A 23,644-nucleotide genomic window follows, 5' to 3' on the forward strand; every position below is an offset into this window, starting at 1 on the left:
AGCTTGCCTTATTATTCAGCTTCTACGAAGCCTTCTTCCGCCTGAACGGCCAGATCTTGAGAACGACCTTCACGCACAGCGGCAGCAACGGCAGTCAGGTACAGGTTTACTGCACGGATTGCGTCGTCGTTACCAGGGATGATGAAGTCAACGCCGTCTGGGTTGGAGTTGGTATCAACGATAGAGAATACCGGGATACCCAGGTTGTTGGCTTCTTTGATCGCGATGTGCTCGTGATCGGCATCGATAACGAACAGTGCGTCTGGCAGACCGCCCATATCTTTGATACCGCCCAGGGAGTTTTCCAGCTTGGCCAGTTCACGAGTGCGCATCAGCGCTTCTTTCTTGGTCAGCTTGTCCAGGGTGCCGTCTTGAGACTGGATTTCCAGATCTTTCAAACGCTTGATGGACTGACGAACGGTTTTCCAGTTAGTCAGCATGCCACCCAACCAGCGGTGGTTTACGAAGAACTGGTCACAGCTGTTCGCAGCGTCTTTTACCGCTTCGCTTGCTGCGCGTTTGGTACCAACGAACAGGATCTTGCCTTTACGGGAAGAGATCTTGCTCAGTTCAGCCAGAGCGGCGTTGAACATTGGTACGGTCTGCTCCAGGTTGATGATGTGAACCTTGTTACGAGCGCCGAAGATGAAAGGCTTCATTTTCGGGTTCCAGTAACGGGTCTGGTGACCGAAGTGAACACCAGCCTTGAGCATGTCGCGCATGGAAACAGTTGCCATGATTAAACCTCTATAGATTAATTGGGGTTATGCCTCCACGTATCCCATAACGCCGACCCTGGCGGCGACAAGTCACCTCAGGGCACCCCGGCGGATGTGCCGATACGTGTGTGTTATTTACACAAAATGAGTGCAGTTAAAGTATTTTCGGCCAATTCCTGCCAGGCCACAAGAACCAAGTCGCGGATCGCCGGCGCGCTTTATACCATAAACCCGCTGCCGACACCAACTTTTGTTGCTTTGCGCCGGGCATCGGGAAATGAAATTTGGCAGCCTCCGGCCGGGCTGATACCATAAGTCACTGCTTCTTATTGTCGACGATAACGACACCTGCGGACGAATTTCATGGCAATCTCAATTAAAACACCTGATGACATCCAAAAAATGCGCGTGGCCGGCCGCCTGGCCGCCGAAGTGCTGGAAATCATCGAGCCGCACGTCAAACCTGGCGTGACCACCGGCGAGCTGGACCGTATCTGTCACGAGTACATCACCAACGAGCAGCAGGCCATCTCCGCCTGCCTCGGCTACCACGGCTTCCCGAAATCCGTGTGCATTTCGGTGAACGAAGTGGTGTGCCACGGCATCCCGAGCGACGATAAAACGCTGAAAGACGGCGACATCGTCAATATCGACGTGACCGTGATTAAAGACGGCTTCCACGGCGACACCTCGAAGATGTTCATCGTCGGCAAACCGACCATTCTGGGCGAGCGCCTGTGCCGCGTCACTCAGGAAAGCCTGTATCTGGCGCTGAAGATGGTCAAGCCGGGCATCCGCCTGCGCACCCTGGGCAAGGCTATCCAGCAATTCGTCGAAGCCGAGAAGTTCTCCGTGGTACGCGAGTACTGCGGCCACGGCATCGGCGAAGTGTTCCACGAAGAGCCGCAGGTGCTGCACTATGACGCCGACGACGGCGGCGTGGTGCTGCAGGCGGGCATGGCTTTCACCATCGAACCGATGGTCAACGCCGGTGACTACCGCATCCGCACCATGAAAGACGGCTGGACGGTAAAAACCAAAGATCGCAGCTTGTCGGCGCAGTATGAGCATACTATTGTGGTCACTGATAACGGCTGCGAGATAATGACGTTGCGCAAGGATGACACCATCCCCAACATCATTACGCACGAGATGTAAGCACCGCGGCGAACGCCGCGTGCAGAATATCACCAGGCCGGCTTTTGCCGGCCTTTTTTATGGGCTGCGCACTATGTCTGACAATCTCCTTCAACAGGCGGCCCCGGCCGTGCCGATGCCACCCGTCTCTCCCAGCGCCTACGGCGACGACGAGCTCACCTGTCCGGAGCTGAAACAGCGGCTGGAGCAGTTCCAGCTGTGGCTGGCAGCGGCGTTCGACGCCGGATCCAGCGCCGAAAGCCTGGTGGCGGCGCGCAGCGACTTCATCGATCGCCTGTTGCGCCGGCTGTGGACCTTCTACGGCTTCGAAGATATCCCGGAAACTGCGCTGGTGGCGGTCGGCGGCTATGGCCGCGGCGAACTGCACCCGCTGTCGGACATCGACGTGCTGGTGCTCAGCCAGCGCCGGCTGACGGAGCAGCAGTCGCAGCGGGTAGGCGAATTCATCACCCTTCTGTGGGATCTCAAGCTGGAGGTGGGCCACAGCGTACGCACCCTGGAAGAATGCCTGTTGGAAGGGCTGGCGGATCTGACCGTGGCCACCAACCTGATCGAATCGCGCATGATCTGCGGCGACGTCGCGCTGTTTCTGCAGATGCAAAAACATATCTTCAGCGACGGCTTCTGGCCTTCACCGCAGTTTTTCCACGCCAAGATCAACGAGCAGCAGGAGCGCCACCAGCGCTACCACGGCACCAGCTATAACCTGGAGCCGGATATCAAAAGCAGCCCCGGCGGCCTGCGTGACATCCACACGCTGCTGTGGGTGGCGCGCCGCCACTTCGGCGCCACCTCGCTGGACGAAATGGTCGGCTTCGGTTTCCTCACCCAGGCCGAGCGCAACGAGCTGAACGAGTGCCAGAGCTTCCTGTGGCGCATCCGCTTCGCGCTGCACCTGGTGCTGCCGCGTTACGACAACCGCCTGCTGTTTGATCGGCAGCTCAGCGTCGCGCAGCTGCTGCGCTATGAAGGCGAAGGCAACGAGCCGGTCGAGCGCATGATGAAAGACTTCTACCGCATGACGCGGCGCGTCAGCGAGCTGAACCACATGCTGCTGCAGCTGTTCGACGAGGCCATCCTGGCGCTGGACGCCACCGAGAAGCCGCGCCCGCTGAACGACGATTTCCAGCTGCGTGGCGATCTAATCGATCTGCGCGACGAAACGCTGTTTATCCGCGAGCCGCAAGCCATCATGCGCATGTTCTACCTGATGGTGCGCAACCGCGAGATCAAGGGCATTTACTCCACCACCGTGCGCCAGCTGCGCCACGCGCGCCGCCATCTGAAACAGCCGCTGTGCACCATTCCGGAAGCGCGCGATCTGTTTATGGCCATCCTGCGCCACCCCGGCGCGGTGTCGCGCGCGCTGGTGCCGATGCACCGTCACAGCGTGCTGTGGGCCTATATGCCGCAGTGGGGCAAGATCGTCGGGCAGATGCAGTTCGACCTGTTCCACGCCTATACCGTCGATGAACACACCATCCGCGTGCTGCAGAAGCTGGAGAGCTTCGCCGATGCGCAAACCCGGCCGCGCCATCCGCTGTGCGTGGAGCTGTACCCGCGCCTGCCGCACCCGGAATTATTACTGTTGGCAGCACTGTTCCACGATATCGCCAAAGGGCGCGGCGGCGATCACTCGATCCTCGGCGCGGAAGACGTGGTGGAATTCGCCGAACTGCACGGCCTCAACTCGCGAGAAACCCAACTGGTAGCCTGGCTGGTGCGCTGCCACCTGCTGATGTCGGTCACCGCGCAGCGCCGCGATATCCAGGATCCGACGGTGATTCAGCAGTTCAGCAGCGAAGTGCAGAGCGAAACCCGCCTGCGCTATCTGGTGTGTCTGACGGTGGCGGATATCTGCGCCACCAACGAAACCCTGTGGAACAGCTGGAAGCAGAGCCTGTTGCGCGAGCTGTATTTCGCCACCGAGAAACAGCTGCGCCGCGGCATGCAGAACAGCCCCGATCTGCGCGAACGCGTGCGCCACCACCGCCTGCAGGCGCTGGCGCTGCTGCGCATGGACAACATCGACGAAGAGGCGCTGCACCGCATCTGGAGCCGCTGCCGCGCCGACTATTTCCTGCGCCACTCGCCAAATCAGCTGGCGTGGCACGCCCGCCACCTGCTGGCCCACGATTCCACCCAGCCGCTGGTGCTGGTCAGCCGCCAGGCGACGCGCGGCGGCACCGAGATCTTCATCTGGAGCCCGGACCGTCCTTATCTGTTCGCCGCCGTCGCCGGGGAAATGGATCGCCGCAATCTGAGCGTGCACGACGCCCAGATCTTCACCAACCGCGACGGTATGGCGATGGACACCTTTATCGTGCTGGAGCCGGACGGCAGCCCGCTGGCGCAGGATCGCCACGCGGCGATCCGCCAGGCGCTGCTGCAGGCCATCACCCAGCGGGAGTATCAGCCACCGCGCGTGCGCCGGCCCTCTTCCAAGCTGCGTCACTTCAGCGTGCCGACCGAGGTCACTTTCCTGCCGACCCATACCGACCGTCGCAGCTACCTGGAGCTGACCGCGCTCGACCAGCCCGGCCTGCTGGCGCGGGTGGGCGAAGTGTTCGCCGACCTGGGGCTGTCGCTGCACGGCGCGCGCATTTCCACCATCGGCGAGCGGGTCGAGGATTTGTTTATCCTGGCCGACGGCGAGCGGCGCGCACTCGACCAAGAAACGCGCAGAAAGTTGGAGCTACGGTTGACAGAGGCCCTCACCCCAAACGATAAAATGTGATACAAGTAACTTTTTACCGACAACATCAGGAAAGAGAACAGCATGCAGCAATTACAGAACGTTATTGAAAGCGCCTTCGAGCGCCGTGCGGACATCACCCCGGCGAACGTAGACACCGTAACGCGCGAAGCGGTAAACCAGGTGATCGGCCTGCTGGACAGCGGCGCCCTGCGCGTCGCCGAGAAGATCGACGGTCAATGGGTCACCCATCAGTGGCTGAAGAAAGCCGTGCTGCTCTCTTTCCGCATCAACGACAACAAGGTGATGGACGGCGCGGAAACCCGCTACTACGACAAGGTGCCGATGAAGTTCGCCGACTACGACGAAGCGCGCTTCCAGAAGGAAGGTTTCCGCGTCGTGCCGCCGGCCACCGTGCGCCAGGGCGCGTTCATCGCTCGCAACACCGTGCTGATGCCGTCTTACGTTAACATCGGCGCCTACGTCGACGAAGGCACCATGGTCGACACCTGGGCCACCGTCGGTTCTTGCGCTCAGATCGGCAAAAACGTTCACCTGTCCGGCGGCGTCGGCATCGGCGGCGTGCTGGAGCCGCTGCAGGCCAACCCGACCATCATCGAAGACAACTGCTTCATCGGCGCGCGCTCCGAAGTGGTGGAAGGCGTGATCGTGGAAGAAGGCTCGGTGATTTCGATGGGCGTATACCTCGGCCAGAGCACCCGCATCTATGACCGCGAGACCGGCGAAATCCATTACGGCCGCGTACCGGCGGGTTCGGTGGTGGTTTCCGGCAACCTGCCGTCGAAAGACGGTTCTTACAGCCTGTACTGCGCGGTGATCGTCAAGAAAGTCGACGCCAAAACGCGCGGTAAAGTCGGCATTAATGAGTTATTGCGTACTATCGACTAAATTGAAATAGCGGGTGATTCACCCGCTATTTTTTTGTCTGCGTTTCGCTGGCAGTCACAGTCGCAGATCTCGCTTTCCGCCATAATTGCAGTCGTGGAATATAACGATCACATCTAAAGAGGGCGCAGTATGTACGATAACTTGAAGAGTTTGGGCATCAATCAACCGGAAGACGTCGATCGCTATAGCCTGCGTCAAGAGGCCAACAACGACATCCTCAAGATCTATTTCCGCAAGGACAAGGGCGAGTTCTTCGCCAAGAGCGTGAAGTTCAAGTACCCACGCCAGCGTAAAACCGTGGTGGCGGACAACGCCGGCCAGGGCTACAAGGAAATTCACGAGATCAACCCGAACCTGCGTTACGTGATCGACGAACTGGATCAGCTGTGCCAGCGCGATCAGGTGGAAGTGGATCTGAAGCGTAAAATCCTCGACGACCTGCGCCATCTCGAAGGCGTGGTGTCGCACAAGATTGCCGAGATCGAAGCCGATCTGGAAAAACTCACCCGCGGCAAGTAATGCGGATCGGTTGATCCGCATCATCGCCAAGGCGCCCTTTCGCGGCGCCTTTTTACTTTACGATTGCAGCAGCGTGCCCCACTGCTCGACCCACGGACAGGCGGCCACTTCCGGCTCCGGCTGTTCCATCGCATCGATCTCCAGCACTTCGCTAACGCGGGTGGCGCCCTGCTCTTGCAACAGCGCGTCGAACGCGCGCCCGGCGCCGCAGAAGTTGTCATAGCTGCTGTCGCCGAGGGCGATCAGCCCATAACGCAGCTCCGGCTGGTAGCCGACCTGATCGCGAATGGCGTGGAACAGCGGCGCGATGCTGTCCGGCAGATCGCCCTGCCCGGTGGTGGAGGTGATCACCAGCGCGTAGTGCTGGCGATAAAACTGCCAGGCCTCCAGCGTGCCCTCTTCGAACAGTTTGACCTCATGGCCCTGCTCGCTGAGGATGTTTTGCGCTTCTTCCGCCACCAGCAGCGAATTGCCGTAGACCGTTCCCACGAAGATACCAACCTGAGCCATGGCTCCTACTCCCTTCATTACCTTTAAAAATTGTCAGCTATCCTGACCGTTAGCCGCGCTAAACTCAACCCCGGCAAGTTCAGGGAATAGCCCCGCCCAACCGAACTGCGTCATCACCCCTTGCCAGTCTTCGTCCCAGCGCGCCGTCACCCGCAGCGGCTCGCCGGTCACCGGGTGCGTCAGCTGCAGATGGCTGGCGTGCAGCATCAGGCGCGGGCAGCCGAAATGCTGCGCCATACCGCGGTTCTGCTGCAGATCGCCGTGCTTGCTGTCGCCGATGATCGGATGGCGAAGATGCGCCATGTGGCGTCGCAGCTGGTGCTTGCGGCCGGTTTCCGGCTGCAGCTCCACCAGGCTGTACCGCGCGCTGTCGTAGCGGCCGACGGCCACCGGCATCTCTACCTGCGCCAACGGACGGTAGTGCGTCACCGCCGGCTGCGGCCCCTTATCGGCATCGGCATGTTTATCGGCGATTTTGTCCAGCTCCGCCGCCAGCGGGTAGTCGAGGGTCGCCCCCTCCCGCACATAACCGCGCACCACCGCATGGTAGGTTTTCTGCACCTGATGCAGCTCGAACTGCAGCGACAGCAGGCGCGCCACCTCGCTGGAGAGCGCCATCAGCAGCACGCCGGACGTCGGGCGATCGAGACGGTGCACGGTAAAGACGTGCTGCCCGAGCTGATCGCGCACCGTTTGCATCATAAAGCGTGTTTCATGACGATCCAGCCAACTGCGGTGTACCAACCAGCCCGACGGTTTGTTCACCGCCACCAGGTGTTCATCCTGATACAAAATCTCAATCACATCGCTTTCCCAGGTAAATAGCCGTTTCGGGCGCGAGTATAACAGGCGTGCGGCTCAGCGCTAGTTCACCCATTCGATGGTTACCAGCCGCGTATCGGCGCGGCCGCGATCGTCCACCGCCCGAATGCGGTAGCGCCCGTTGTTTATCGGCCGCCAGTCGATCGGCTTTTTGCTGGCGCTGCTGCCGAGATAGATATCGTCGACGAACCAGTACACCGTTTTGCTGTCGGCGTCCGTCACCGCATTGAAGGCGATTTTGTCCCGTCCCTGCTGCGACTGGCGCAAGGTATAGGTGGTATTTTTCAGCGGCGAAGTGATGCGCGGCGCGTTGCCGCCGACGGCGATGCCGTTGTCCTTGCAGCGGTTGACCGGCGGCGTGCGCTTAGGCAACCCGGCCTGAGCGAAGACGTTGGCCAGATCGGAAGGCCAGAACTCAAAGATTTCGGTGCGGGTCTGCGCCGCGTCATACGGTGGGCAAACGACCTCGCCGCTGTGAATATCCAGCACCACCGGCCGATAGACGCTGTCGACCTTGATCGGCGACTTGCCGGGAATAAACCAGGTCTTGCCCTTCTGTTGGCACCACGGCGTTGGCAGATCGCCGCTGGCGAGGCAAATGTCCACCCGCCGCAGCCGTTGGGGGAACGGGTGCTTCGGTTCCCGCAGGCCGGGGTAACTGGCGTTGACGCTGTCGATGATGTTGAAGAACAGCGGTGCGGCGGCCTCGGCGCCGACCAACGCATTGTTGCCGCGCCCGTCGAAATTGCCCTCCCACACCACCAGCACGTAAGGGCCGAAAATCCCGACGCTCCAGGCGTCGCGAAAGCCCCAGGAGGTGCCAGTCTTCCAGTACACCGGCAGCGATGAAGAACGCTGTGCCAGCGTATCGCCCGGCCGCCGGTGCTGGCGCAGCATATCCAGCGTGATGAAACTGGCCTCCTCGCTCAGCAGCCGCACCGGCGTCGATTCGACCTCGTTCAGCTGCATGCGAAGCGGCCGCAGCTCGCCGCGGTTCGCCAGCAGCGCGTACAGCTTCGCCAATTCCTGCGCCGTCACCTCACCACCGCCCAGCACCAGCGACAGCCCGTAGTGGCTCTCGCTGGCCATATTGGCCACGCCGGTCAGACGCAAAAACTGATAAAAGGTCGGCTGGCGCAGCTGCGAGGCGACATACACCGCCGGAATGTTGCGGCTGAAATTCAGCGCATCGGTGGCGGTCACCGGGCCGAGAAAGCGCCGGTCGAAGTTTTCCGGCGCATAGGCGCCGAACGACGAAGGCACGTCTTTCAGGATGGTCATCGGATGCAGCACGCCCTGCTCCATACCCAGCGCGTAGATGAATGGCTTCAGTGTCGATCCCGGCGAACGCTTGGCGTTGGTGCCGTTCACCTGTCCCTGGATTGGACGGTTGTAATAGTCCGCCGATCCCACCAGCGCGCGCACCCCCATATCGCGGCTGTCTACCAACAGCACCGCGGCGTTTTGAATGCCGCGGCTGCGGTTGCGGGCGATAAACGCGTTGACCTGCCGTTCGACCAGCCGCTGCAACCCGGCGTCCAGCGTGGTGTCGACGCGCGTATCGCGCTGCACCAGTTGCTGCGTCTGCTGGCGTAGCTGTTCGATAAAGTGCGGCGCGATATAGGGTACTTGCTCAGGCTGCCGCAGCGCCAGCGGCAGGCGGAACAGCGTTTGCTGGCTGGCGTCGGTGGGGTAAACCTGCTGCCAGCGCTGGAACAGACGGTTACGCGCCTGCGTCAACGCAGCGCCTAGCACGCCGGTTTTCGGCTCCAGACGGTAGCTGGGCGACTGCGGCAGCACCGCCAGCGTCAGCGCCTCCGGCAGGGTCAAATCCTTCGGCGACTTGGCGAAATAGATCAGGCTGGCGGCGCCGATGCTTTCGATGTTGCGGCCATAGGGGGCGTAATTCAGATAGGCTTCCAGGATATCGCGCTTGGAGTAGCTGAGCTCCAGCTGCACCGCGCGCAGCACCTGCAGCACCTTGCCGCCCGGCGTACGGGTATTGAGATGCCAGCGCATGCGCGCCAGCTGCATGCTGATGGTCGACCCGCCCTGCATTTTGCCGCCGGCGACATAGCTGCGCCAGAAGCCGCGCATCAGGCTGACGGGGTTGAAGCCGGGGTTGTAGTAGAACCAGCGGTCTTCGTGCAGCAGCAGCCCGCGTACCGCCAGCGGTGACACCTGCTCCAGCGGGGTCCACAGCCGGTAGCGATCGTCGTTGGCCAGGGTGATGCGCAGCAGCGCGCCATGCCTGTCGTAATAGACGGAAGACTGCGGCAGCCCCTGCCACAGGGGCGGATGCGGCCACAGCCGAATCGCGGTCAACAGCAGCGCCAGTAAAAACGCCGCCATCAAGCCGTTTTGCAGCACGCGCCCGGTCAGGATCTTCATACGTTCTCACCACCCCGGTGCCAGACGCTGGCCTGGCGCCGGATCCGGCCTAGTCGTTGCCCGCCGGCACCACCACCAGCTTGCCGCCACCGGCCGACATGGCCTGCACTTCTCGGTCATACATGGCTTCGCCATAGGCCGGTGGAATAATAAAGCTGCCGGTATTGGTGGCCTTGATCTGATAGACGAACTCCTGCACCTCGGTGCCGGCGCTGCCGTAGATAATTACCCGATCTTCACGGATATCGCTGTAATCCGGCGCCCAGGTGGAGCCGGTAGCGGCCAGCGGCGACTGCCAACCGCCGCGATCGTCGCTCTCCTCGCCGGCATCGGCCGGCTCCGGCGGCGTCTGCTGCACCACTTCGAACCCGCCCGGCAGCAGATCGACGATCGCCAGGTTGCTCTGCCCCTCTTTCGAGTTGGCGCGCACCTTCAGATGGACGTTGATCTTCTGCCCCAGCGTCACCTGCGTCACTGGTTTGCCCTGCTCGTCGGTGTAATCGCGGACGATCTCAATCCCGCGCGACAGCGCTTTTTGCGGCGCATTCAGATCGTAACCGGCCTGCGTCACCACATACCAGGCCGGCGCATTGCCGCCGTTGGTGAAGCGCACCGCGGTTGCATCGGCGTTGAACTGCCCCTGCACGAACAACCCCTGCAGCTCACTGATGCGCTGCGGCTCACCGCCGGTTTTGCCTACCTGCACGATGCCCAAGGCGTCCGCGTTGGCGGATTGCGCCGCCACCTGGGTCGAATAGCTTTCCAGCGCCAGAATGCTCATCGCGGAAGAGTAGGTGGTGTAACGCTCTTCTTTCAGCGCCTTGACCATATTCTCCAGCACCTGCGGCGGGATCGACGCCACCTTCTCCGGGAAGTGACGGGTAATCAGATACAGCCGAGTCGCATCCTGCACCAGCGGATCGAAATAATTCTGCGTCCACCAGGCGCTGTCATACGCCTTGCTCAGTTGCTGCCAGCTCGGTTGCAGCAACGCGGCGGCTTCGTCGTCCATCTTCAACAGGCGATAGGAAGAGGCCAGATACAGCGCGCTCAGATCGGTTTTCCACCCTTCGCCATAGCGTTTTTGCAGCGTATCCTGCACCGCCGCCAGCGAGTTGGTGGTCACCTCGCCCTGCAGCGTCAGCAGGTAAACCGCCCAGCTGCGCAGGCGCAGCAGATACAGATCGTCGAATCCGCTGGCCGCCAGTTCGCGCAACGCGCCGTTGGCCTCGTCCAGCATACCTTCTGGCAGGGGGTAGCCCGCCGCTTTGGCTTCGAGCAGATACTGCACTACATAAGGCGTGACGAAAGGATCGGCATCCGGCGACGAACGCCAGGCGCCGATCGCTCCGCTGTCGTTCTGGCGGGCGCGCAGCACGCCAAGCAGGTTGCGCAGCTGCTTGCTGACTTCCGCCTGGCTTAGGCTGCTTTTCATCTCTGGGTGGCGGCTCTGCAGCATCAGCGGAATGGAGCGGCTGACAATCTGCTCGGAACAGTAATACGGATAATCCGCCAGGTATTGCGCCAGCCCGCTGGTCAGCACCAGCGGCGAATTCGACACCGCCGCCCTGCGCTGCGCGAAAGCGTCGAACATCTGGCGCAGGCCATCAACGTTCTGGCTGCCGCCGCCCATCCGCCCCATCACCGACTGGGTACGGTATGGCGCTGCCGGCCGCACCGAGGTGCTGACGGTGCGGCGGCTGGCCTGGTCGCCGTAACGGGCGTCGAACACCAGTGGCGCATCGCCCAGCACGGATTTGGCGCGCAGACGGAAAGCGATCACGCCTTCGCGTTTTTCCGCCAGCGTCAGGCTTTGCGTCGCGCTGCCCACCACCTCCAATTGCGGCGGCGGCGTCAGCAGAACGTTGATGGCCACCGACTGGCCGTTCAACCCTTCGAGGTTATTGCTGACGCCCACGCTGACGTCGAACTCGTCGCCCGGCGCCACCATCGCCGGCACGTTCGGCGTCATGATGAAGTTGTCGCGCACCGTGGCGGCGGTTTGCGCCTTGCCGATTTTCTCCGGCGTCACCGAAATCGCCATCACGCGGATCTTGCCGTTAAAGTAGTCCGGTACGGGGTAGACGAACTGCTTCTCGCCGCTGACCTCGGTAATGCCGGACCAATAGGCCACCGGCTTGTCGCGCTTGCGCTTGAACGGGTTGAGGTTGAGATCCAGCCCTTCGCCCGCATCGCCGCCCGGCGCCGCGGTCAGCGCCATCAGCTTGCTGAACTCCGGCAGGATCAGGTCGAGGATCTGGGCGCTGCTCACGTTCAGTTCGCGCTTGCTGAAGAAGAACTCCAGCGGATCCTTCAGGCGGTAACGCGCCACCTGCAGAATGCCCTCATCGACGGCAAACAGCGCCACCTGCTGCGGCGCGTCGGTCTTGACCGTCATCGTCAGGTTTTCACCCGGCTTGATGACCTCCGGCGCCGTCACCTCAAGGCTGTTTTGGCGCGCCTTGGTGCTGATCTTGAACGGCATCACGCCATAGCTCAGCGGGCTCATGAAGATTTCGCTGGAGTTGATATCGCGCACGAACTGCACGTTGATGTAGCCGTTGCCCTCCATGCCGGCCGGCACGCGGATCTTCTGCACCGAGCTGGTGGTGTCGGTGTGGAACCACTGCCAGGCGTAAACCTTGTCCTTCTCGATGGTGATCAAACCGCTACCGGTATAAGGCGCGTTGATCGCCACCTCGATCTCCTCGCCCGGCTGATATTCCGCCTGGTTCAGTTTCAGCTTCAGTTCGGCGTTGCGATCCAGCGAACGGCTCAGGTTGGCGTTGCCGGCCACGCTGTAGGCAACGCGGTTGAGCGTCTTGCCCTGCGCATCTTCAATCACCAGCACGAAATCGCCCGGCTTATCGGTCGCCAGCCGCAGATCCGCGCCCTGCTCGCTCAGCGCCAGCGGCTGTTCCGACAACTGCACTTCCTTCATCTTCGACTGGTATTTGTAAACGCCCGAATCCTGTTTGGTCAGCACCGAAATGTATTTCTGTTCGATCAACACCTGCTTCAGGTTCGGCATGGCGATCTGTTTCAGGTCCGGATCGATGGCGATCACGTTCAGATGCCGATCCGCGTCGCGGTTGATGTAGCCCAGATCGCCGTCCGCCTTCACCCCAATCAGGTAATCGTAAGGGGAAACCAACGTACGGGCGGTAGCCGCCACCGAGCGCCCGCCGCCGGCGACGAACGCCTCCGACAGCAGCTGCAGCTGATAAGTAGCGTCGGCGTAGGATTTCAGATCGAGCGGTATCTCAGCCACGCCGTGCTCATCGGTGGTGCGATCTTCCAGCTCGGTTTCGAACCCGTCGCTGTTTTGCCGGTTTTCATAGAACGCATAATCCGGGAAGCGATCGAAGCTCGGATACATCGGCCGCAGCGTCAGCCTGGTGGTCACGCGGCGATCCTGCGCCGGAGTACCGAACAGGTTCTGCACATCGATGCTGGCCTTCAGCTCGGACGGTTTGACCCAGCCTTGCTGGCGATTCGGCGTCAGCGCCAGCTTCACTTTCAGCTGATCCGGCTCGAACTCCTTCACATTGACCGCGGTATGGCCGAGCAGCGTGGAGGTATCGTTGTTTTTGCCGATCAGATACAGATAGACGTTCCACTCGCCGGTGGGCGAGTTTTCATCGGTGGTATAGCTCAGCTCGTTGAAACCGCTGGCGCCCAGCGTCAGCGGCACGGTGGTCATCAGCTTGTCGCGCGGATCGCGGACTTCGGCGCGCACCGGCACGCCGGCCAGGCCAACGCGCCAGTCGGCGGCGCGGGTGATCAGGCCAATATTGAAAGTATCCCCCGGTCGATAAACGCCGCGATCGGAGAACAGGTAGCTGCCGAGCGTACGCGGATCGGTCGGCGTTTGTTCACCGGCGACGTCGAAGCGCGAGAAGTCCAGCCCGCGATCGTTATAGCTGCCGGTCGGCAGGAAGGAGACATCCCCTTCCTTTTCCACCAGGAACATCACCGGCTGGCGCTCGTGGGTGTACACGTCGAGCGCCGGGAAACGCACGTGGCCGTCGGCCCCGGTGGTTTGGCTGAGCAGCGTCACGCCGTTTTTGGCCACTACCGACACGTTGGCGCCGCTGACCGGCGCGCCGCTTTGAATCGACTGCACGAAGACGTCGCGCGTCTTATCCTGCGAACTCTTGGCGACAATGCCCAGATCGGTCACCACCACAAAGCGCGAATCGCCGACGTCGGGCTGATCATCCCCGGTGCTCTCGTCCGGTTCCTGTTCTGGCTCGGCGCCCGCCTCTTCCGCCGCCGGTTTTCGGTTCGGCTGCCATTCAGACAGCGTCAGCAGGAACACTCCGCGATGGGAACTGGCGTTGGTGGAGAGATAACGGGAGAGATCGATGCCCTGATAGTTCACTTCGCCCGGCCGCTCGTTGTTGAGCGCCGTCTGGTATTTGAAATGCTCGGTGAAATATTCGTCGTTGAGCCGGTTGAATTCCGTGGACGAGTACTCCCGGCTTTTGAAGGAGACGATGTGCTGCAGCTGGCTCGGGATCACCCGCTTGATGTCCAGCCGCAGGCCCGCCACGTTGCGCGCCGCCACGCTGATCTGTTTGTCACCGTTGACCGACAGCAGCGAGCCTGCGGACATGAACTGCAGCGATTTCGGGAACTCCGGCACTTCGACCACCCGATAAACCTTCTTCGGCATTTTGTAACCGCCGACGGAAACCAGCTGGTTGTCTATCTCGATCAGCACGAAGCGATGCGCCGGGGCTTCAAAGCGGAAGCTGAACTGCGGCTGGTAGGCCTCTTCAGCCTCGTTAAGCGTCAATGGCAATGCCGTCGCCTGCGCCAGCACGTTTTTACCGACGCTGTCGACCGTCCATTGATAGAAATCTTCGGCATCGTTGGCGGCTTCGGCATCGCTCGGATCGTGCTGCGGCAGCAGCCAGGCTTTGGTGGCCCGCGCCAGCTCTTTATCTTTCACCGCATCGCTGAAGCCGACCACCAGCGCACGCTGCCCTTGGCCGCCGTCGGTGTCCACCACCTGAGCGCTGGCGTCGCTCAACGCCAGGCTGTACAGCGTCGGGACTTTGACCCAGTTGCTTTTCGCCTCTTCGACCGCATTGCCGGCCGCCGTCGATTTAACACCCTTGCCGACGGTCAGATGCACTGCGCCGCCCTGATCCAGCGCCTGCAACGGCTCGGAATGCACCCAAGCGTTCAGTTTTTTCTCGTCATAGACCAGAGAGAAGTTCAGCTTTTTCTCGGAGGAAGTGTTGCCTTCTTTCAATCCCAACGAAATCTGTTTTTCAAAGCTGGCGACGTCAACCGGTGCATTGAACTGCAAATTAAAAATCGCGCTACGTTTCTGCACATCTTGCGGATCGCGGTAATACTCGGCCTGCCCCAGACGGTAATCGAACGCGGGCACGGTGAAGGCATAACGGGTTTTGGCGAGCTTGACCTGCGGCGCCAGCAACGTGGCGGGCTCGAGGGTCACGTCATATTTCGCGCCCATCGGCAGCGGTTTTTTCGGCGTGAACACCAGCGTCGACTCATTGCTCCACGCCCATTGGCCTTCCGCCGTCGGCTTCAGAATGATGCCGGCGCTCACGGTTTTACCCACTTCGGCGATCGGCGCGACCGACCCGCTGAAGGTCAGGCTCACCGTTTGCGGCGCCAGCCGGGCGGCGGCGTAATCTATCGGCTCGGGGTTGGCCAGCGCGGCGCTGACCTCTTGGACTACCATCGGCGCAGGCTCGATAGGCTGAGGCCGGTTTTGCCACCAGTGCCAGCCGTAAAACGCGCCGCCTGCGGCACCAGCCAACAGCAGCAGGCCCAGACCAATCGCTTTCGGGTGTTTATCCACGCCGCTTTCGAGCCGCAAAAAACCGCGCGGCAGCGCAGCCCACCAGGCCGGCGCACGCCAGCTGAGGTTGCCGACCAGCGGTCTCAGCAACCGCCCCAACAGCGACAACGCCCCACCGAGCAGGCGACAAACACCCTTAACCAGGGTAAAAGGCAAACGCAGGATAAACCTTAATAAATCCATTATTGCAGCACCTCATCATCCTAATGCAGCCCCGGTCAACCGCCGCGGTTCAACCGAGCCGAAAGACGCCGTCGGCTCTCCTGCCCGGCATCCGCGCGAGTACTCTACACTGCCGGGCGGCAAAAATCTGCGCGCCGCCGGGGAATTACGGCTCTTTATTCAACATCAAATCCAGCTGTTGCAGCAGCACCAGCAGCGGCAGGCTGCTCGGCTCACGATCTTTCAGCGCCTCTTCGAAATAAGGCGTGATGGCGAAGCGCGTTGGCAACGGCGCTTCGGCGTCCAGCAACGCATACATGCGCGGCAAGAACACCCACTGCAGCCAGGCTTCGGCCGACATGCTGTCGATGCAGAACGGCTCGGTGCTGGAGAAAGCCTCATGATCAGGCGGCGCGGCCTGCCACAGCGCCAGATCGCGCATGGATTGTTCAATCGCCTGCAAACTGCGGCGCACCTGGTTATGTATACTCATCTGCATTCCCGATCTCTTTTCATCATGGTATTCAGCGCGCTGGCTGAAAGGCGGCAAAGCATAGCATTTTTATAGCCCAAATTCGGCGCACCTGAGACAGCTCGCCGTTTTTATCTGGTGGCGTTCGCCGCCGCGCGGCACAATAGGCCCACCGAGTTCACCACACAGATAAAGATTAATGTCCGTAATAACAGAGAAAAAAAACCACGCGACGCCCGGTAAGGCCATGCTGGCTTCGGTCACCGGTTATGCCATGGACGGGTTTGACCTGCTGATCCTCGGCTTTATGCTGCCGGCCATCAGCATCGAATTGGGATTAACCTCATCGGCCGCCGGTTCACTGGTCACCTGGACGCTGATCGGCGCGGTGCTGGGCGGTGTGATCTTCGGCCACCTCAGCGATCGCTTCGGCCGTATCCGGGTACTCACGATCACCATCCTGATGTTTTCACTGTTCACCGGCCTGTGCGCCGTGGCGCAAGGATATTGGGATCTGCTGGCCTATCGCACCCTGGCGGGCATCGGGCTGGGCGGCGAATTCGGCATCGGCATGGCGCTGATCGCCGAAGCCTGGCCGGCAGAGAAGCGCAACCGCGCTTCGGCTTACGTCGGCATGGGCTGGCAGTTGGGCGTACTGGCGGCCGCCTTCCTGACGCCGCTGCTGCTGGAACACATCGGCTGGCGCGGCATGTTTTTGGTCGGCCTGCTGCCGGCGCTGGCGTCATTCCTGATCCGCCGCACCCTGGGCGAGCCGGAGGAATTCGTACGGCAGAAAGACGCCGGGCAACCGCTCTCCTTCCTGCAGCGTTTGCGCCTGCTGTTTAAGGATCGCGCCACCAGCAGGGCCAGCGTCGGCATCTTCATTCTCTGTTCGGTGCAGAACTTCGGCTACTACGGCCTGATGATCTGGATGCCGACTTACCTGGCGAAAAACTTCGGCTTCTCGCTCACCAAGTCCGGCCTGTGGACGGCGGTGACGGTGGTCGGCATGACGTTAGGCATCTGGCTGTTTGGCGTGCTGGCCGATCGCTTCGCCCGCTGGAAGATCTTCGTGCTTTATCAGATCGGCGCCGTGGTGATGGTGATCGGCTACGCCCAGTTGAGCGATCCGATGCTGATGCTGTTCGCCGGCGCCGTGATGGGCATGTTCGTCAACGGCATGATCGGCGGCTACGGCGCATTGATTTCCGATACCTATCCGGTGCAGGCGCGCGCCACCGCGCAGAACATCCTGTTCAATCTCGGGCGCGGCGTCGGCGGCCTGGGGCCATTGGTGATCGGTGCGCTGGTGACGCAGGTGTCGTTTACCGCGGCCATCAGCCTGCTGGCGGCAATTTACCTGCTGGATATCTACGCCACGCTGTTCCTGCTGCCGAAAAAACAGAGCGCAGGCGATACGCTGGGCGCGATTGGTTAATGCTGAAGAGGGATTAAGGCAGGGCGCGCCCGCGCGGCGGGATAAAACAAAAAGTTGGGGGCACTGCGTTAACAGTGCCCCCGGTTCGTTTTATAGCTATCCCGCTACACAGTGTGCTCCCTGCTCAATCCTTGAAAACTTTTCCTGCGGCCATCCTGACCAAGTGATCCTTGCATCATCCTGCAGCATCGTCCTGACGCGGTTCCTCAGCCTTCCTGACCCGCCGACAGTCCCGTGCCGGCTCTCAATCTCCGTCCTGGAGGTGTCCCTGGTTTCTATCCTGAAACATCCTGGGCATCTCCTGACGCCATCCTTCGCTCTTGCCTGAGCGCATCCCTTTCTTCTTCCTGAAGCTGCATCATCCTGATGCTTTCCTGCTCCGCCGGTTCCGTTCCGGTAACGATAAGATCGCTTAAATTCCCCGGAATCACAAGGGTTTGGGAGGTGTCTCACACTAAATTAAGACTAAGAGTTATCCTAAAGAAATTCTAACCAATTGATCTGGATAACAATAATCTCATAGCCTGGGGAAAGGTGGGAAAAATTAAGAGCGATATCTCACAGCCCGTGTGAGAGATCTCTCACACGGGCGACGGCGAATCCGTCGCGATTCAGTCCAGCGCCGGGCGCAGCGCATCGAGGAAATTCCCCAGCGTCGCCGCCAGAAGGGTGCGCTTATCGCTGCCGAACTGTTCCAGCACCACGTTACCGCTGACGTTGCACAACGACACCATCGTCATTTCAGATTCAGTGGTCGCCAGGAAGAGGGTCGGCGACAGCTTGAGGCGTTTTTGCGTCACCAGATGACCGATCAGGTTTTCCTGCAGGCGGATAAAATCCTCTTCGCTCCAGACCTGCAGCAGGCTCAGGCGATGCTCGCCGAACTGCGCGCTCATGTCGCCGGCATATTGCTGCGTGTAGAAACGGTGCGCGTCCGGCTGCAAACGCAGCTCCAGCGCGGCCTCTACCTTCTCCAGCGTCGCCGCCGGTTCGAAAGGCTGCGGCAACCACAGCACTTCGTCCTCGCGGTTCTCCACGATGCAGGGCGACGGCACGCCGTACAGCGCTTGGCTGGCCGGCGCGTGGCCGCGCTCATGCTGCCACAACTCGACATAGCGTTGAGTGAATTCACGCAGAGCGTGCGATACATCATGGTCCATATTCTTTCTCGCATACGTTAAACTGACGGCCATTGTACCTATCTCTGACCGAGGTGACAGCAGATGTCCTCATATCAAGACCACCAGGCCCTGTCGGGGCTGACGCTGGGCAAACCCACCGCCTACCGCGACCGCTACGACGCCACGCTGCTGCAGGCTGTGCCGCGCAGCATGAACCGCGAGCCGCTGGGGCTGTACCCCGATAACCTGCCCTTCCACGGCGCGGACATCTGGACGCTGTACGAGCTCTCCTGGCTGAACGCCAACGGACTGCCGCAGGTGGCTGTCGGTGAAATCAGCCTCAACGCCGACAGCCTGAACCTGATCGAATCGAAAAGCTTCAAGCTGTATCTCAACAGCTTCAACCAAACCCCGTTCGCCGATTGGGAAACGGTGCGCAGCACGCTGGAGCGCGATCTGTCCGCCTGCGCGCAGGGCGAGGTGAGCGTCACCCTGTTCAGCGTCGAGCAGTTGGAAGGCACGCCGATCGCCCACCTGGCCGGCGACTGCATCGATCAGCAGGATATCCGCATCGACAATTATGAGTTCAACGCCGACTACCTGCTGAACGCCGCCGATGAAGAGGTGGTGGAAGAGCGCTTGGTCAGCCATCTGCTGAAGTCCAACTGCCTGATCACCCATCAACCTGACTGGGGCTCGGTGCAGATAAGCTACCGCGGCGGCAAGATCGATCGCGAAGCGCTGCTGCGCTACCTGGTCTCTTTCCGCCACCACAACGAATTCCACGAGCAGTGCGTCGAGCGCATCTTCAACGATCTGATGCGCTATTGCCGGCCGCAAAGCCTGACGGTTTACGCCCGCTACACCCGCCGTGGCGGGCTGGACATCAACCCGTGGCGCAGCAACGTCGAATTCGCCCCCGAGCACGGCCGCCTGGCGCGCCAATAAGTGCGAAACATTGCTCAACAACTGAGCTAACGAGCGGTTTGTGTTGGTAAAAGCACAGGGACGGCGGTAAGGTTAAAACGAGGCTGCGGCCGGGCAGAGCGCCCGCTGTGCCGCAGCACGCCAACCATAACGAGATGCTGTTTTGCTGCGTATGGATTACTACTGCCCCGCACCGGGTGCAAAGGAGTTACCTTGATTACACACATCAGCCCGCTTGGCTCTATGGATTTATTGTCGCAGCTGGAAGTAGACATGCTGAAGCGCACCGCCAGCAGCGACCTGTACCGCCTGTTCCGCAATTGTTCGCTGGCCGTGTTGAACTCCGGCAGCCAGACCGACAACAGCAAGCAGCTGCTGTCGCGCTATGAAACCTTCGACATCAACGTGCTGCGCCGCGAGCGCGGGGTGAAGCTGGAGCTGGTCAACCCGCCGGAAGAGGCGTTCGTCGACGGTCGCCTCATCCGCTCGCTGCAGGCCAACCTGTTCGCCGTGCTGCGCGACATCCTGTTCGTGCACGGCCAAATCGCCAGCGCCGGCCGTTTCCAGCACCTTAACCTGGAAAACTCGGCCCACATCACCAACCTGGTATTCTCGATCCTGCGCAATGCACGCACGCTGCATCTGGATGAAGATCCCAATATGGTGGTGTGCTGGGGCGGCCACTCGATCAACGAAAACGAATACCTGTACGCGCGCAAGGTCGGCAGCCAGCTGGGCCTGCGCGAGCTGAACATCTGCACCGGCTGCGGGCCGGGCGCCATGGAAGCGCCGATGAAAGGCGCAGCGGTCGGTCACGCGCAGCAGCGTTACCGTAACAGCCGCTTCATCGGCATGACCGAGCCGTCGATCATCGCCGCCGAGCCGCCTAACCCGCTGGTCAACGAGCTGGTGATCATGCCGGACATCGAAAAACGCCTGGAAGCCTTCGTGCGCATCGCGCACGGCATCATCATCTTCCCGGGCGGCGTCGGCACCGCCGAAGAGCTGCTGTACCTGCTGGGTATCCTGATGAACCCGGAGAACAGCGAACAGGTGCTGCCTCTGATCCTGACCGGGCCGAAAGAAAGCGCCGACTACTTCCGCGTGCTAGACGAGTTCATCATGAACACGCTGGGCGACGAAGCGCGCCGCCATTACACCATCATCATCGACGATCCGGCGGAAGTGGCGCGGCAGATGAAAAAAGCCATGCCTCTGGTGAAGGAAAACCGCCGCAATACCGGCGACGCCTACAGCTTCAACTGGTCGATCCGCATCGCGCCGGATCTGCAGCTGCCGTTCGAGCCGAGCCACGAGAACATGGCGAACCTCAACCTGTATCCGAACCAGCCGCCGGAGCAATTGGCCGCCGCGCTGCGCCGCGCGTTCTCCGGCATTGTGGCCGGCAACGTGAAGGAAAACGGCATCCACGCCATCGAGCAGTTCGGCCCGTACAAGCTGCACGGCGAACCGCAGATGATGAAGCAGATGGACAGCCTGCTGCAGGGCTTTGTCGCCCAACACCGCATGAAGCTACCGGGCAGCGCCTATGTGCCCTGCTACGAAATCGTAGCCTGACCCTCAATCCCGGGCGGCGTAACAGCCGCCCTGTTTTTTCTGACCTTGCCGCCCATGATGATACACCTACTGATTGTCGACGCCCTGAACCTCATCCGCCGCATTCACGCCGTGCAGGGTTCCCCTTGCGTCAACGCCTGCCGCCACGCGCTGCAGCAGCTGATCCAACACAGCCGCCCGACCCACGCGGTGGCGGTCTTCGACGAGGACGATCGCAGCGACAGCTGGCGCCACCAAATTCTGCCGGACTACAAGGCCGGGCGTTCGCCGATGCCGGAAAACCTGCAGCAGGAGATGCCGCAGCTGCGCGAGGCCTTCGCCGAATTGGGCGTCGCCAGCTGGCATTCTCCCGGCAACGAAGCGGACGATCTGGCGGCTACGCTGGCGGCCAAGGTCGCCGGCGGCGGCCACCAGGTGACCATCGTCTCCACCGACAAAGGCTACTGCCAGCTGTTGGCGCCGAACGTACAGATCCGCGATTACTTCCAGAAACGCTGGCTGGATATGCCTTTCGTGCAGCAGGAGTTCGGCGTACAGCCGCAGCAACTGCCGGACTATTGGGGGCTGGCGGGGATCGGCAGCAGCAAGATCCCCGGCGTGGCCGGTATCGGGCCGAAAACCGCCGTGCTGCTGTTGCAGCAGTCGGGCAGTCTGGACGGGCTCTATCAGCACCTGGAAAAGGTGCCGGAGAAATGGCGCGGCAAGCTGGAGCAGCACCGCGAGCTGGCCTACGTCAGCAAACACGTCGCCACGCTGCGCACCGATCTGTCGCTGGACGGCAACCTGCAGCAGTTGCGCCTGCCGATACAATAAGGGCGATGCAAGCAGCGCCCTTCATCAAGCTTAACGCGATTAATCGCGCTCGTCGCGCCGGCCCGGCACCGCCGACCACATGCGGCGCACGTGTACGGTGATCTCTTCGCGGTCGTGATACAGCTGCTTGGCATGCACTTCGACGCTGATGCCGGCAGCGCCCAGCGCTTCGCGGATACTCATCAGGTTTTGCGACACTTCCTCATAGCGCTTTTTCATCGGCAGCTTGAGGTTAAAGATCGCTTCGCGGCACCAGCCTTTCAGCAGCCACTGAATCATCAGGCTGGTCACCTTCGCCGGTTTCTCCACCATGTCGCACACCAGCCAGTAGATCTTGCTGCTGTTCGGCTCGAACTTGAAGCCGTCGGCGCGGTGGTGCGTCACCTGGCCGGTTTCCATCAGGCTCGGCGCCATCGGGCCGTTATCCACCGAATGCACCATCATGCTGCGTTTCACCAGCTGATAGGTCCAGCCGCCCGGGCAAGCGCCCAGATCGACCGCGTGCATGCCGCTGGCCAGGCGTTCGTCCCACTCATCGGCGGGGATGAACACGTGGAACGCTTCTTCCAGCTTCAGCGTCGAACGGCTCGGCGCATCGGCCGGGAAGCGCAGACGCGGAATGCCCATGTAGAACGGCGAGTTGTTGTTGCTGTAGGAGTAACCGACATAGCAGCAACCCGGCGCGATGAAGAACACGTGCACCACCGGGCGAGTCGGGTTCTCCCGCGCCATCAATACCTTTTGCTCGCGCATCGCGGCGCGCAGCGGCACCGTCAGCTTGCGGCAGAACTTCATCAGCTCTTTGCTTTCGTTGGTGTCCGGCACTTCCACCCGCAGCTCGCCGCCGCGATCAACCACGCCGATCAACATGCCGACGATCGGCGATACCCGATCTTCCGGCGGCAGATCGCGCAGCAGCTCGCCCACCACGATCATCTGGCGAGCAAAAATCAGTTCACGGAACGGAATTTCCCGCGCCAGGCGGTCAGCATCATCCGGCTGATAGCATTCGAACAGCACGTAACCGCTGTGTTCTTTTACCCGCGCAAAGCCGAAAATCTCCCGCTGGGCGGCTTTGTCGGTGATCTCCGCCGCACACTCTTTTTCGAAGCCGGGACGGCAGTACAACGCAATCTTATTCATGGCGCTCGGCCTTTTTCCTCAGACGCAAAGCGCCAATCAACATCAATATCCAGCCGATCAGGAAGCACACGCCGCCAACCGGCGTGATGTATACCCAGACCTTCAGGTGCGACAGCGCCAGGCAATAGAGGCTGCCGCTGAACAACACGGTGCCGAACGCCAACAGCGCTCCGCTCCAGTAAAACCACAGGCTCACGCGGCGCTGCATTGCGACCGCCAGCGCCAGAATGGCCAGGGTGTGGAACCCCTGATACTCAAGCCCGGTGCGGATCCAGGCCATTTCGTTGGCGCCGAGCGTACCGCTTAACACATGCGCGCCGAATGCGCCCAACGCGACAAACACAAAGCCGCTGATAGCGGCGAAAACCAGCATGGAACGGCTGCTCATCGTGATCTATCCCATTAAAAATCACCGGCCGCGGCAA

At 61.2% G+C, this 23,644-nt stretch carries 17 protein-coding genes; 8 read left to right on the forward strand and 9 right to left on the reverse strand.

Translation table 11 applies throughout. The annotated features are described in order from the left end of the window. Window positions 1–11: 11 nt before the first annotated feature. Complete coding sequence (gene rpsB, locus ACYF6X_RS19325) at window positions 12–737, reverse strand: 30S ribosomal protein S2 (protein WP_016929891.1); 726 nt, start codon at window positions 735–737, stop codon at window positions 12–14. 345 nt (window positions 738–1,082) lie between these two features. On the opposite strand from rpsB, the gene map reads away from it, so the two are divergent. The 4 genes from map to ACYF6X_RS19345 all read left to right on the forward strand — a co-directional run bounded on the left by map (window position 1,083) and on the right by ACYF6X_RS19345 (window position 6,000). Continuing rightward, on the forward strand, window positions 1,083–1,877 hold the full coding sequence (gene map / locus ACYF6X_RS19330) for a type I methionyl aminopeptidase (RefSeq protein WP_004931936.1): 795 nt from the start codon (window positions 1,083–1,085) through the stop codon (window positions 1,875–1,877). 73 nt (window positions 1,878–1,950) lie between these two features. Beyond that, the gene (glnD, locus tag ACYF6X_RS19335; protein WP_063990788.1) at window positions 1,951–4,614 is read left to right on the forward strand and encodes a bifunctional uridylyltransferase/uridylyl-removing protein GlnD; all 2,664 of its coding nucleotides are present in this window, start codon (window positions 1,951–1,953) and stop codon (window positions 4,612–4,614) included. A gap of 42 nt (window positions 4,615–4,656) precedes the next feature. Continuing rightward, complete coding sequence (gene dapD, locus ACYF6X_RS19340; protein ID WP_004931932.1) at window positions 4,657–5,481, forward strand: 2,3,4,5-tetrahydropyridine-2,6-dicarboxylate N-succinyltransferase; 825 nt, start codon at window positions 4,657–4,659, stop codon at window positions 5,479–5,481. 129 nt (window positions 5,482–5,610) lie between these two features. Further along, window positions 5,611–6,000: a DUF3461 family protein gene (locus ACYF6X_RS19345; RefSeq protein ID WP_004931929.1), complete on the forward strand. Its 390-nt coding sequence runs from the start codon at window positions 5,611–5,613 to the stop codon at window positions 5,998–6,000. A gap of 57 nt (window positions 6,001–6,057) precedes the next feature. On the opposite strand, the gene ACYF6X_RS19350 is transcribed toward ACYF6X_RS19345, so the two are convergent. From ACYF6X_RS19350 to ACYF6X_RS19370, 5 genes are all read right to left on the reverse strand, one after another. Further along, a complete protein-coding gene (locus ACYF6X_RS19350; protein ID WP_033654121.1) occupies window positions 6,058–6,510 on the reverse strand; it encodes a flavodoxin in 453 nt (150 codons plus the stop codon). A 33-nt stretch (window positions 6,511–6,543) separates the two neighbouring features. Continuing rightward, a complete protein-coding gene (gene truC, locus ACYF6X_RS19355) occupies window positions 6,544–7,314 on the reverse strand; it encodes a tRNA pseudouridine(65) synthase TruC (protein ID WP_130017430.1) in 771 nt (256 codons plus the stop codon). A gap of 60 nt (window positions 7,315–7,374) precedes the next feature. Continuing rightward, entirely contained in the window at window positions 7,375–9,723 is a 2,349-nt protein-coding gene (gene pbpC / locus ACYF6X_RS19360; protein WP_130017431.1) for a penicillin-binding protein 1C, read from the reverse strand. Between the two features lie 49 nt (window positions 9,724–9,772). Next, entirely contained in the window at window positions 9,773–15,748 is a 5,976-nt protein-coding gene (locus ACYF6X_RS19365) for an alpha-2-macroglobulin family protein (protein WP_130017432.1), read from the reverse strand. Between the two features lie 145 nt (window positions 15,749–15,893). Beyond that, window positions 15,894–16,220, reverse strand: coding sequence for a YqcC family protein (locus ACYF6X_RS19370; RefSeq protein ID WP_033638567.1), 327 nt, complete (start codon window positions 16,218–16,220; stop codon window positions 15,894–15,896). Between the two features lie 178 nt (window positions 16,221–16,398). Between ACYF6X_RS19370 and ACYF6X_RS19375 the strand changes: the two genes are divergently transcribed. Continuing rightward, complete coding sequence (locus tag ACYF6X_RS19375; protein ID WP_130017433.1) at window positions 16,399–17,637, forward strand: MFS transporter; 1,239 nt, start codon at window positions 16,399–16,401, stop codon at window positions 17,635–17,637. A gap of 611 nt (window positions 17,638–18,248) precedes the next feature. On the opposite strand, the gene syd is transcribed toward ACYF6X_RS19375, so the two are convergent. Then, window positions 18,249–18,797 carry a SecY-interacting protein gene (syd, locus tag ACYF6X_RS19380; protein ID WP_107227898.1) on the reverse strand — a complete coding sequence of 183 codons (549 nt, stop codon included), beginning with the start codon at window positions 18,795–18,797 and terminating at the stop codon, window positions 18,249–18,251. A 63-nt stretch (window positions 18,798–18,860) separates the two neighbouring features. On the opposite strand from syd, the gene queF reads away from it, so the two are divergent. The 3 genes from queF (at window position 18,861) to xni (ending at window position 22,076) form a co-directional block, all read left to right on the forward strand. Next, the gene (gene queF, locus ACYF6X_RS19385; protein ID WP_130017434.1) at window positions 18,861–19,706 is read left to right on the forward strand and encodes an NADPH-dependent 7-cyano-7-deazaguanine reductase QueF; all 846 of its coding nucleotides are present in this window, start codon (window positions 18,861–18,863) and stop codon (window positions 19,704–19,706) included. A gap of 192 nt (window positions 19,707–19,898) precedes the next feature. Further along, a complete protein-coding gene (ppnN, locus tag ACYF6X_RS19390) occupies window positions 19,899–21,263 on the forward strand; it encodes a nucleotide 5'-monophosphate nucleosidase PpnN (protein ID WP_107227899.1) in 1,365 nt (454 codons plus the stop codon). Between the two features lie 54 nt (window positions 21,264–21,317). Further along, window positions 21,318–22,076 (forward strand): flap endonuclease Xni, encoded by a 759-nt coding sequence (gene xni, locus ACYF6X_RS19395; protein WP_063990754.1) that lies wholly within the window; start codon window positions 21,318–21,320, stop codon window positions 22,074–22,076. A gap of 39 nt (window positions 22,077–22,115) precedes the next feature. On the opposite strand, the gene rlmM is transcribed toward xni, so the two are convergent. Continuing rightward, window positions 22,116–23,219, reverse strand: a complete 1,104-nt coding sequence (rlmM, locus tag ACYF6X_RS19400) for a 23S rRNA (cytidine(2498)-2'-O)-methyltransferase RlmM (RefSeq protein ID WP_063990753.1) — start codon at window positions 23,217–23,219, stop codon at window positions 22,116–22,118. Further along, window positions 23,212–23,607 carry a DUF423 domain-containing protein gene (locus ACYF6X_RS19405; protein WP_004931896.1) on the reverse strand — a complete coding sequence of 132 codons (396 nt, stop codon included), beginning with the start codon at window positions 23,605–23,607 and terminating at the stop codon, window positions 23,212–23,214. The genes rlmM and ACYF6X_RS19405 overlap by 8 nt, the downstream gene beginning before the upstream one ends. Between the last annotated feature and the right edge of the window lie 37 nt (window positions 23,608–23,644).

The organism is Serratia sp. ID 25-353 (genome assembly GCF_054792795.1).

Bases quoted from the DNA above. Each gene is read 5' to 3' on its own strand.
- rpsB (WP_016929891.1), bottom strand. From the start codon at position 737: ATGGCAACTGTTTCCATGCGCGACATGCTCAAGGCTGGTGTTCACTTC.
- map (WP_004931936.1), top strand. From the start codon at position 1,083: ATGGCAATCTCAATTAAAACACCTGATGACATCCAAAAAATGCGCGTG.
- glnD (WP_063990788.1), top strand. From the start codon at position 1,951: ATGTCTGACAATCTCCTTCAACAGGCGGCCCCGGCCGTGCCGATGCCA.
- dapD (WP_004931932.1), top strand. From the start codon at position 4,657: ATGCAGCAATTACAGAACGTTATTGAAAGCGCCTTCGAGCGCCGTGCG.
- ACYF6X_RS19345 (WP_004931929.1), top strand. From the start codon at position 5,611: ATGTACGATAACTTGAAGAGTTTGGGCATCAATCAACCGGAAGACGTC.
- ACYF6X_RS19350 (WP_033654121.1), bottom strand. From the start codon at position 6,510: ATGGCTCAGGTTGGTATCTTCGTGGGAACGGTCTACGGCAATTCGCTG.
- pbpC (WP_130017431.1), bottom strand. From the start codon at position 9,723: ATGAAGATCCTGACCGGGCGCGTGCTGCAAAACGGCTTGATGGCGGCG.
- ACYF6X_RS19365 (WP_130017432.1), bottom strand. From the start codon at position 15,748: ATGGATTTATTAAGGTTTATCCTGCGTTTGCCTTTTACCCTGGTTAAG.
- ACYF6X_RS19370 (WP_033638567.1), bottom strand. From the start codon at position 16,220: ATGAGTATACATAACCAGGTGCGCCGCAGTTTGCAGGCGATTGAACAA.
- ACYF6X_RS19375 (WP_130017433.1), top strand. From the start codon at position 16,399: ATGTCCGTAATAACAGAGAAAAAAAACCACGCGACGCCCGGTAAGGCC.
- syd (WP_107227898.1), bottom strand. From the start codon at position 18,797: ATGGACCATGATGTATCGCACGCTCTGCGTGAATTCACTCAACGCTAT.
- queF (WP_130017434.1), top strand. From the start codon at position 18,861: ATGTCCTCATATCAAGACCACCAGGCCCTGTCGGGGCTGACGCTGGGC.
- xni (WP_063990754.1), top strand. From the start codon at position 21,318: ATGATGATACACCTACTGATTGTCGACGCCCTGAACCTCATCCGCCGC.
- rlmM (WP_063990753.1), bottom strand. From the start codon at position 23,219: ATGAATAAGATTGCGTTGTACTGCCGTCCCGGCTTCGAAAAAGAGTGT.
- ACYF6X_RS19405 (WP_004931896.1), bottom strand. From the start codon at position 23,607: ATGAGCAGCCGTTCCATGCTGGTTTTCGCCGCTATCAGCGGCTTTGTG.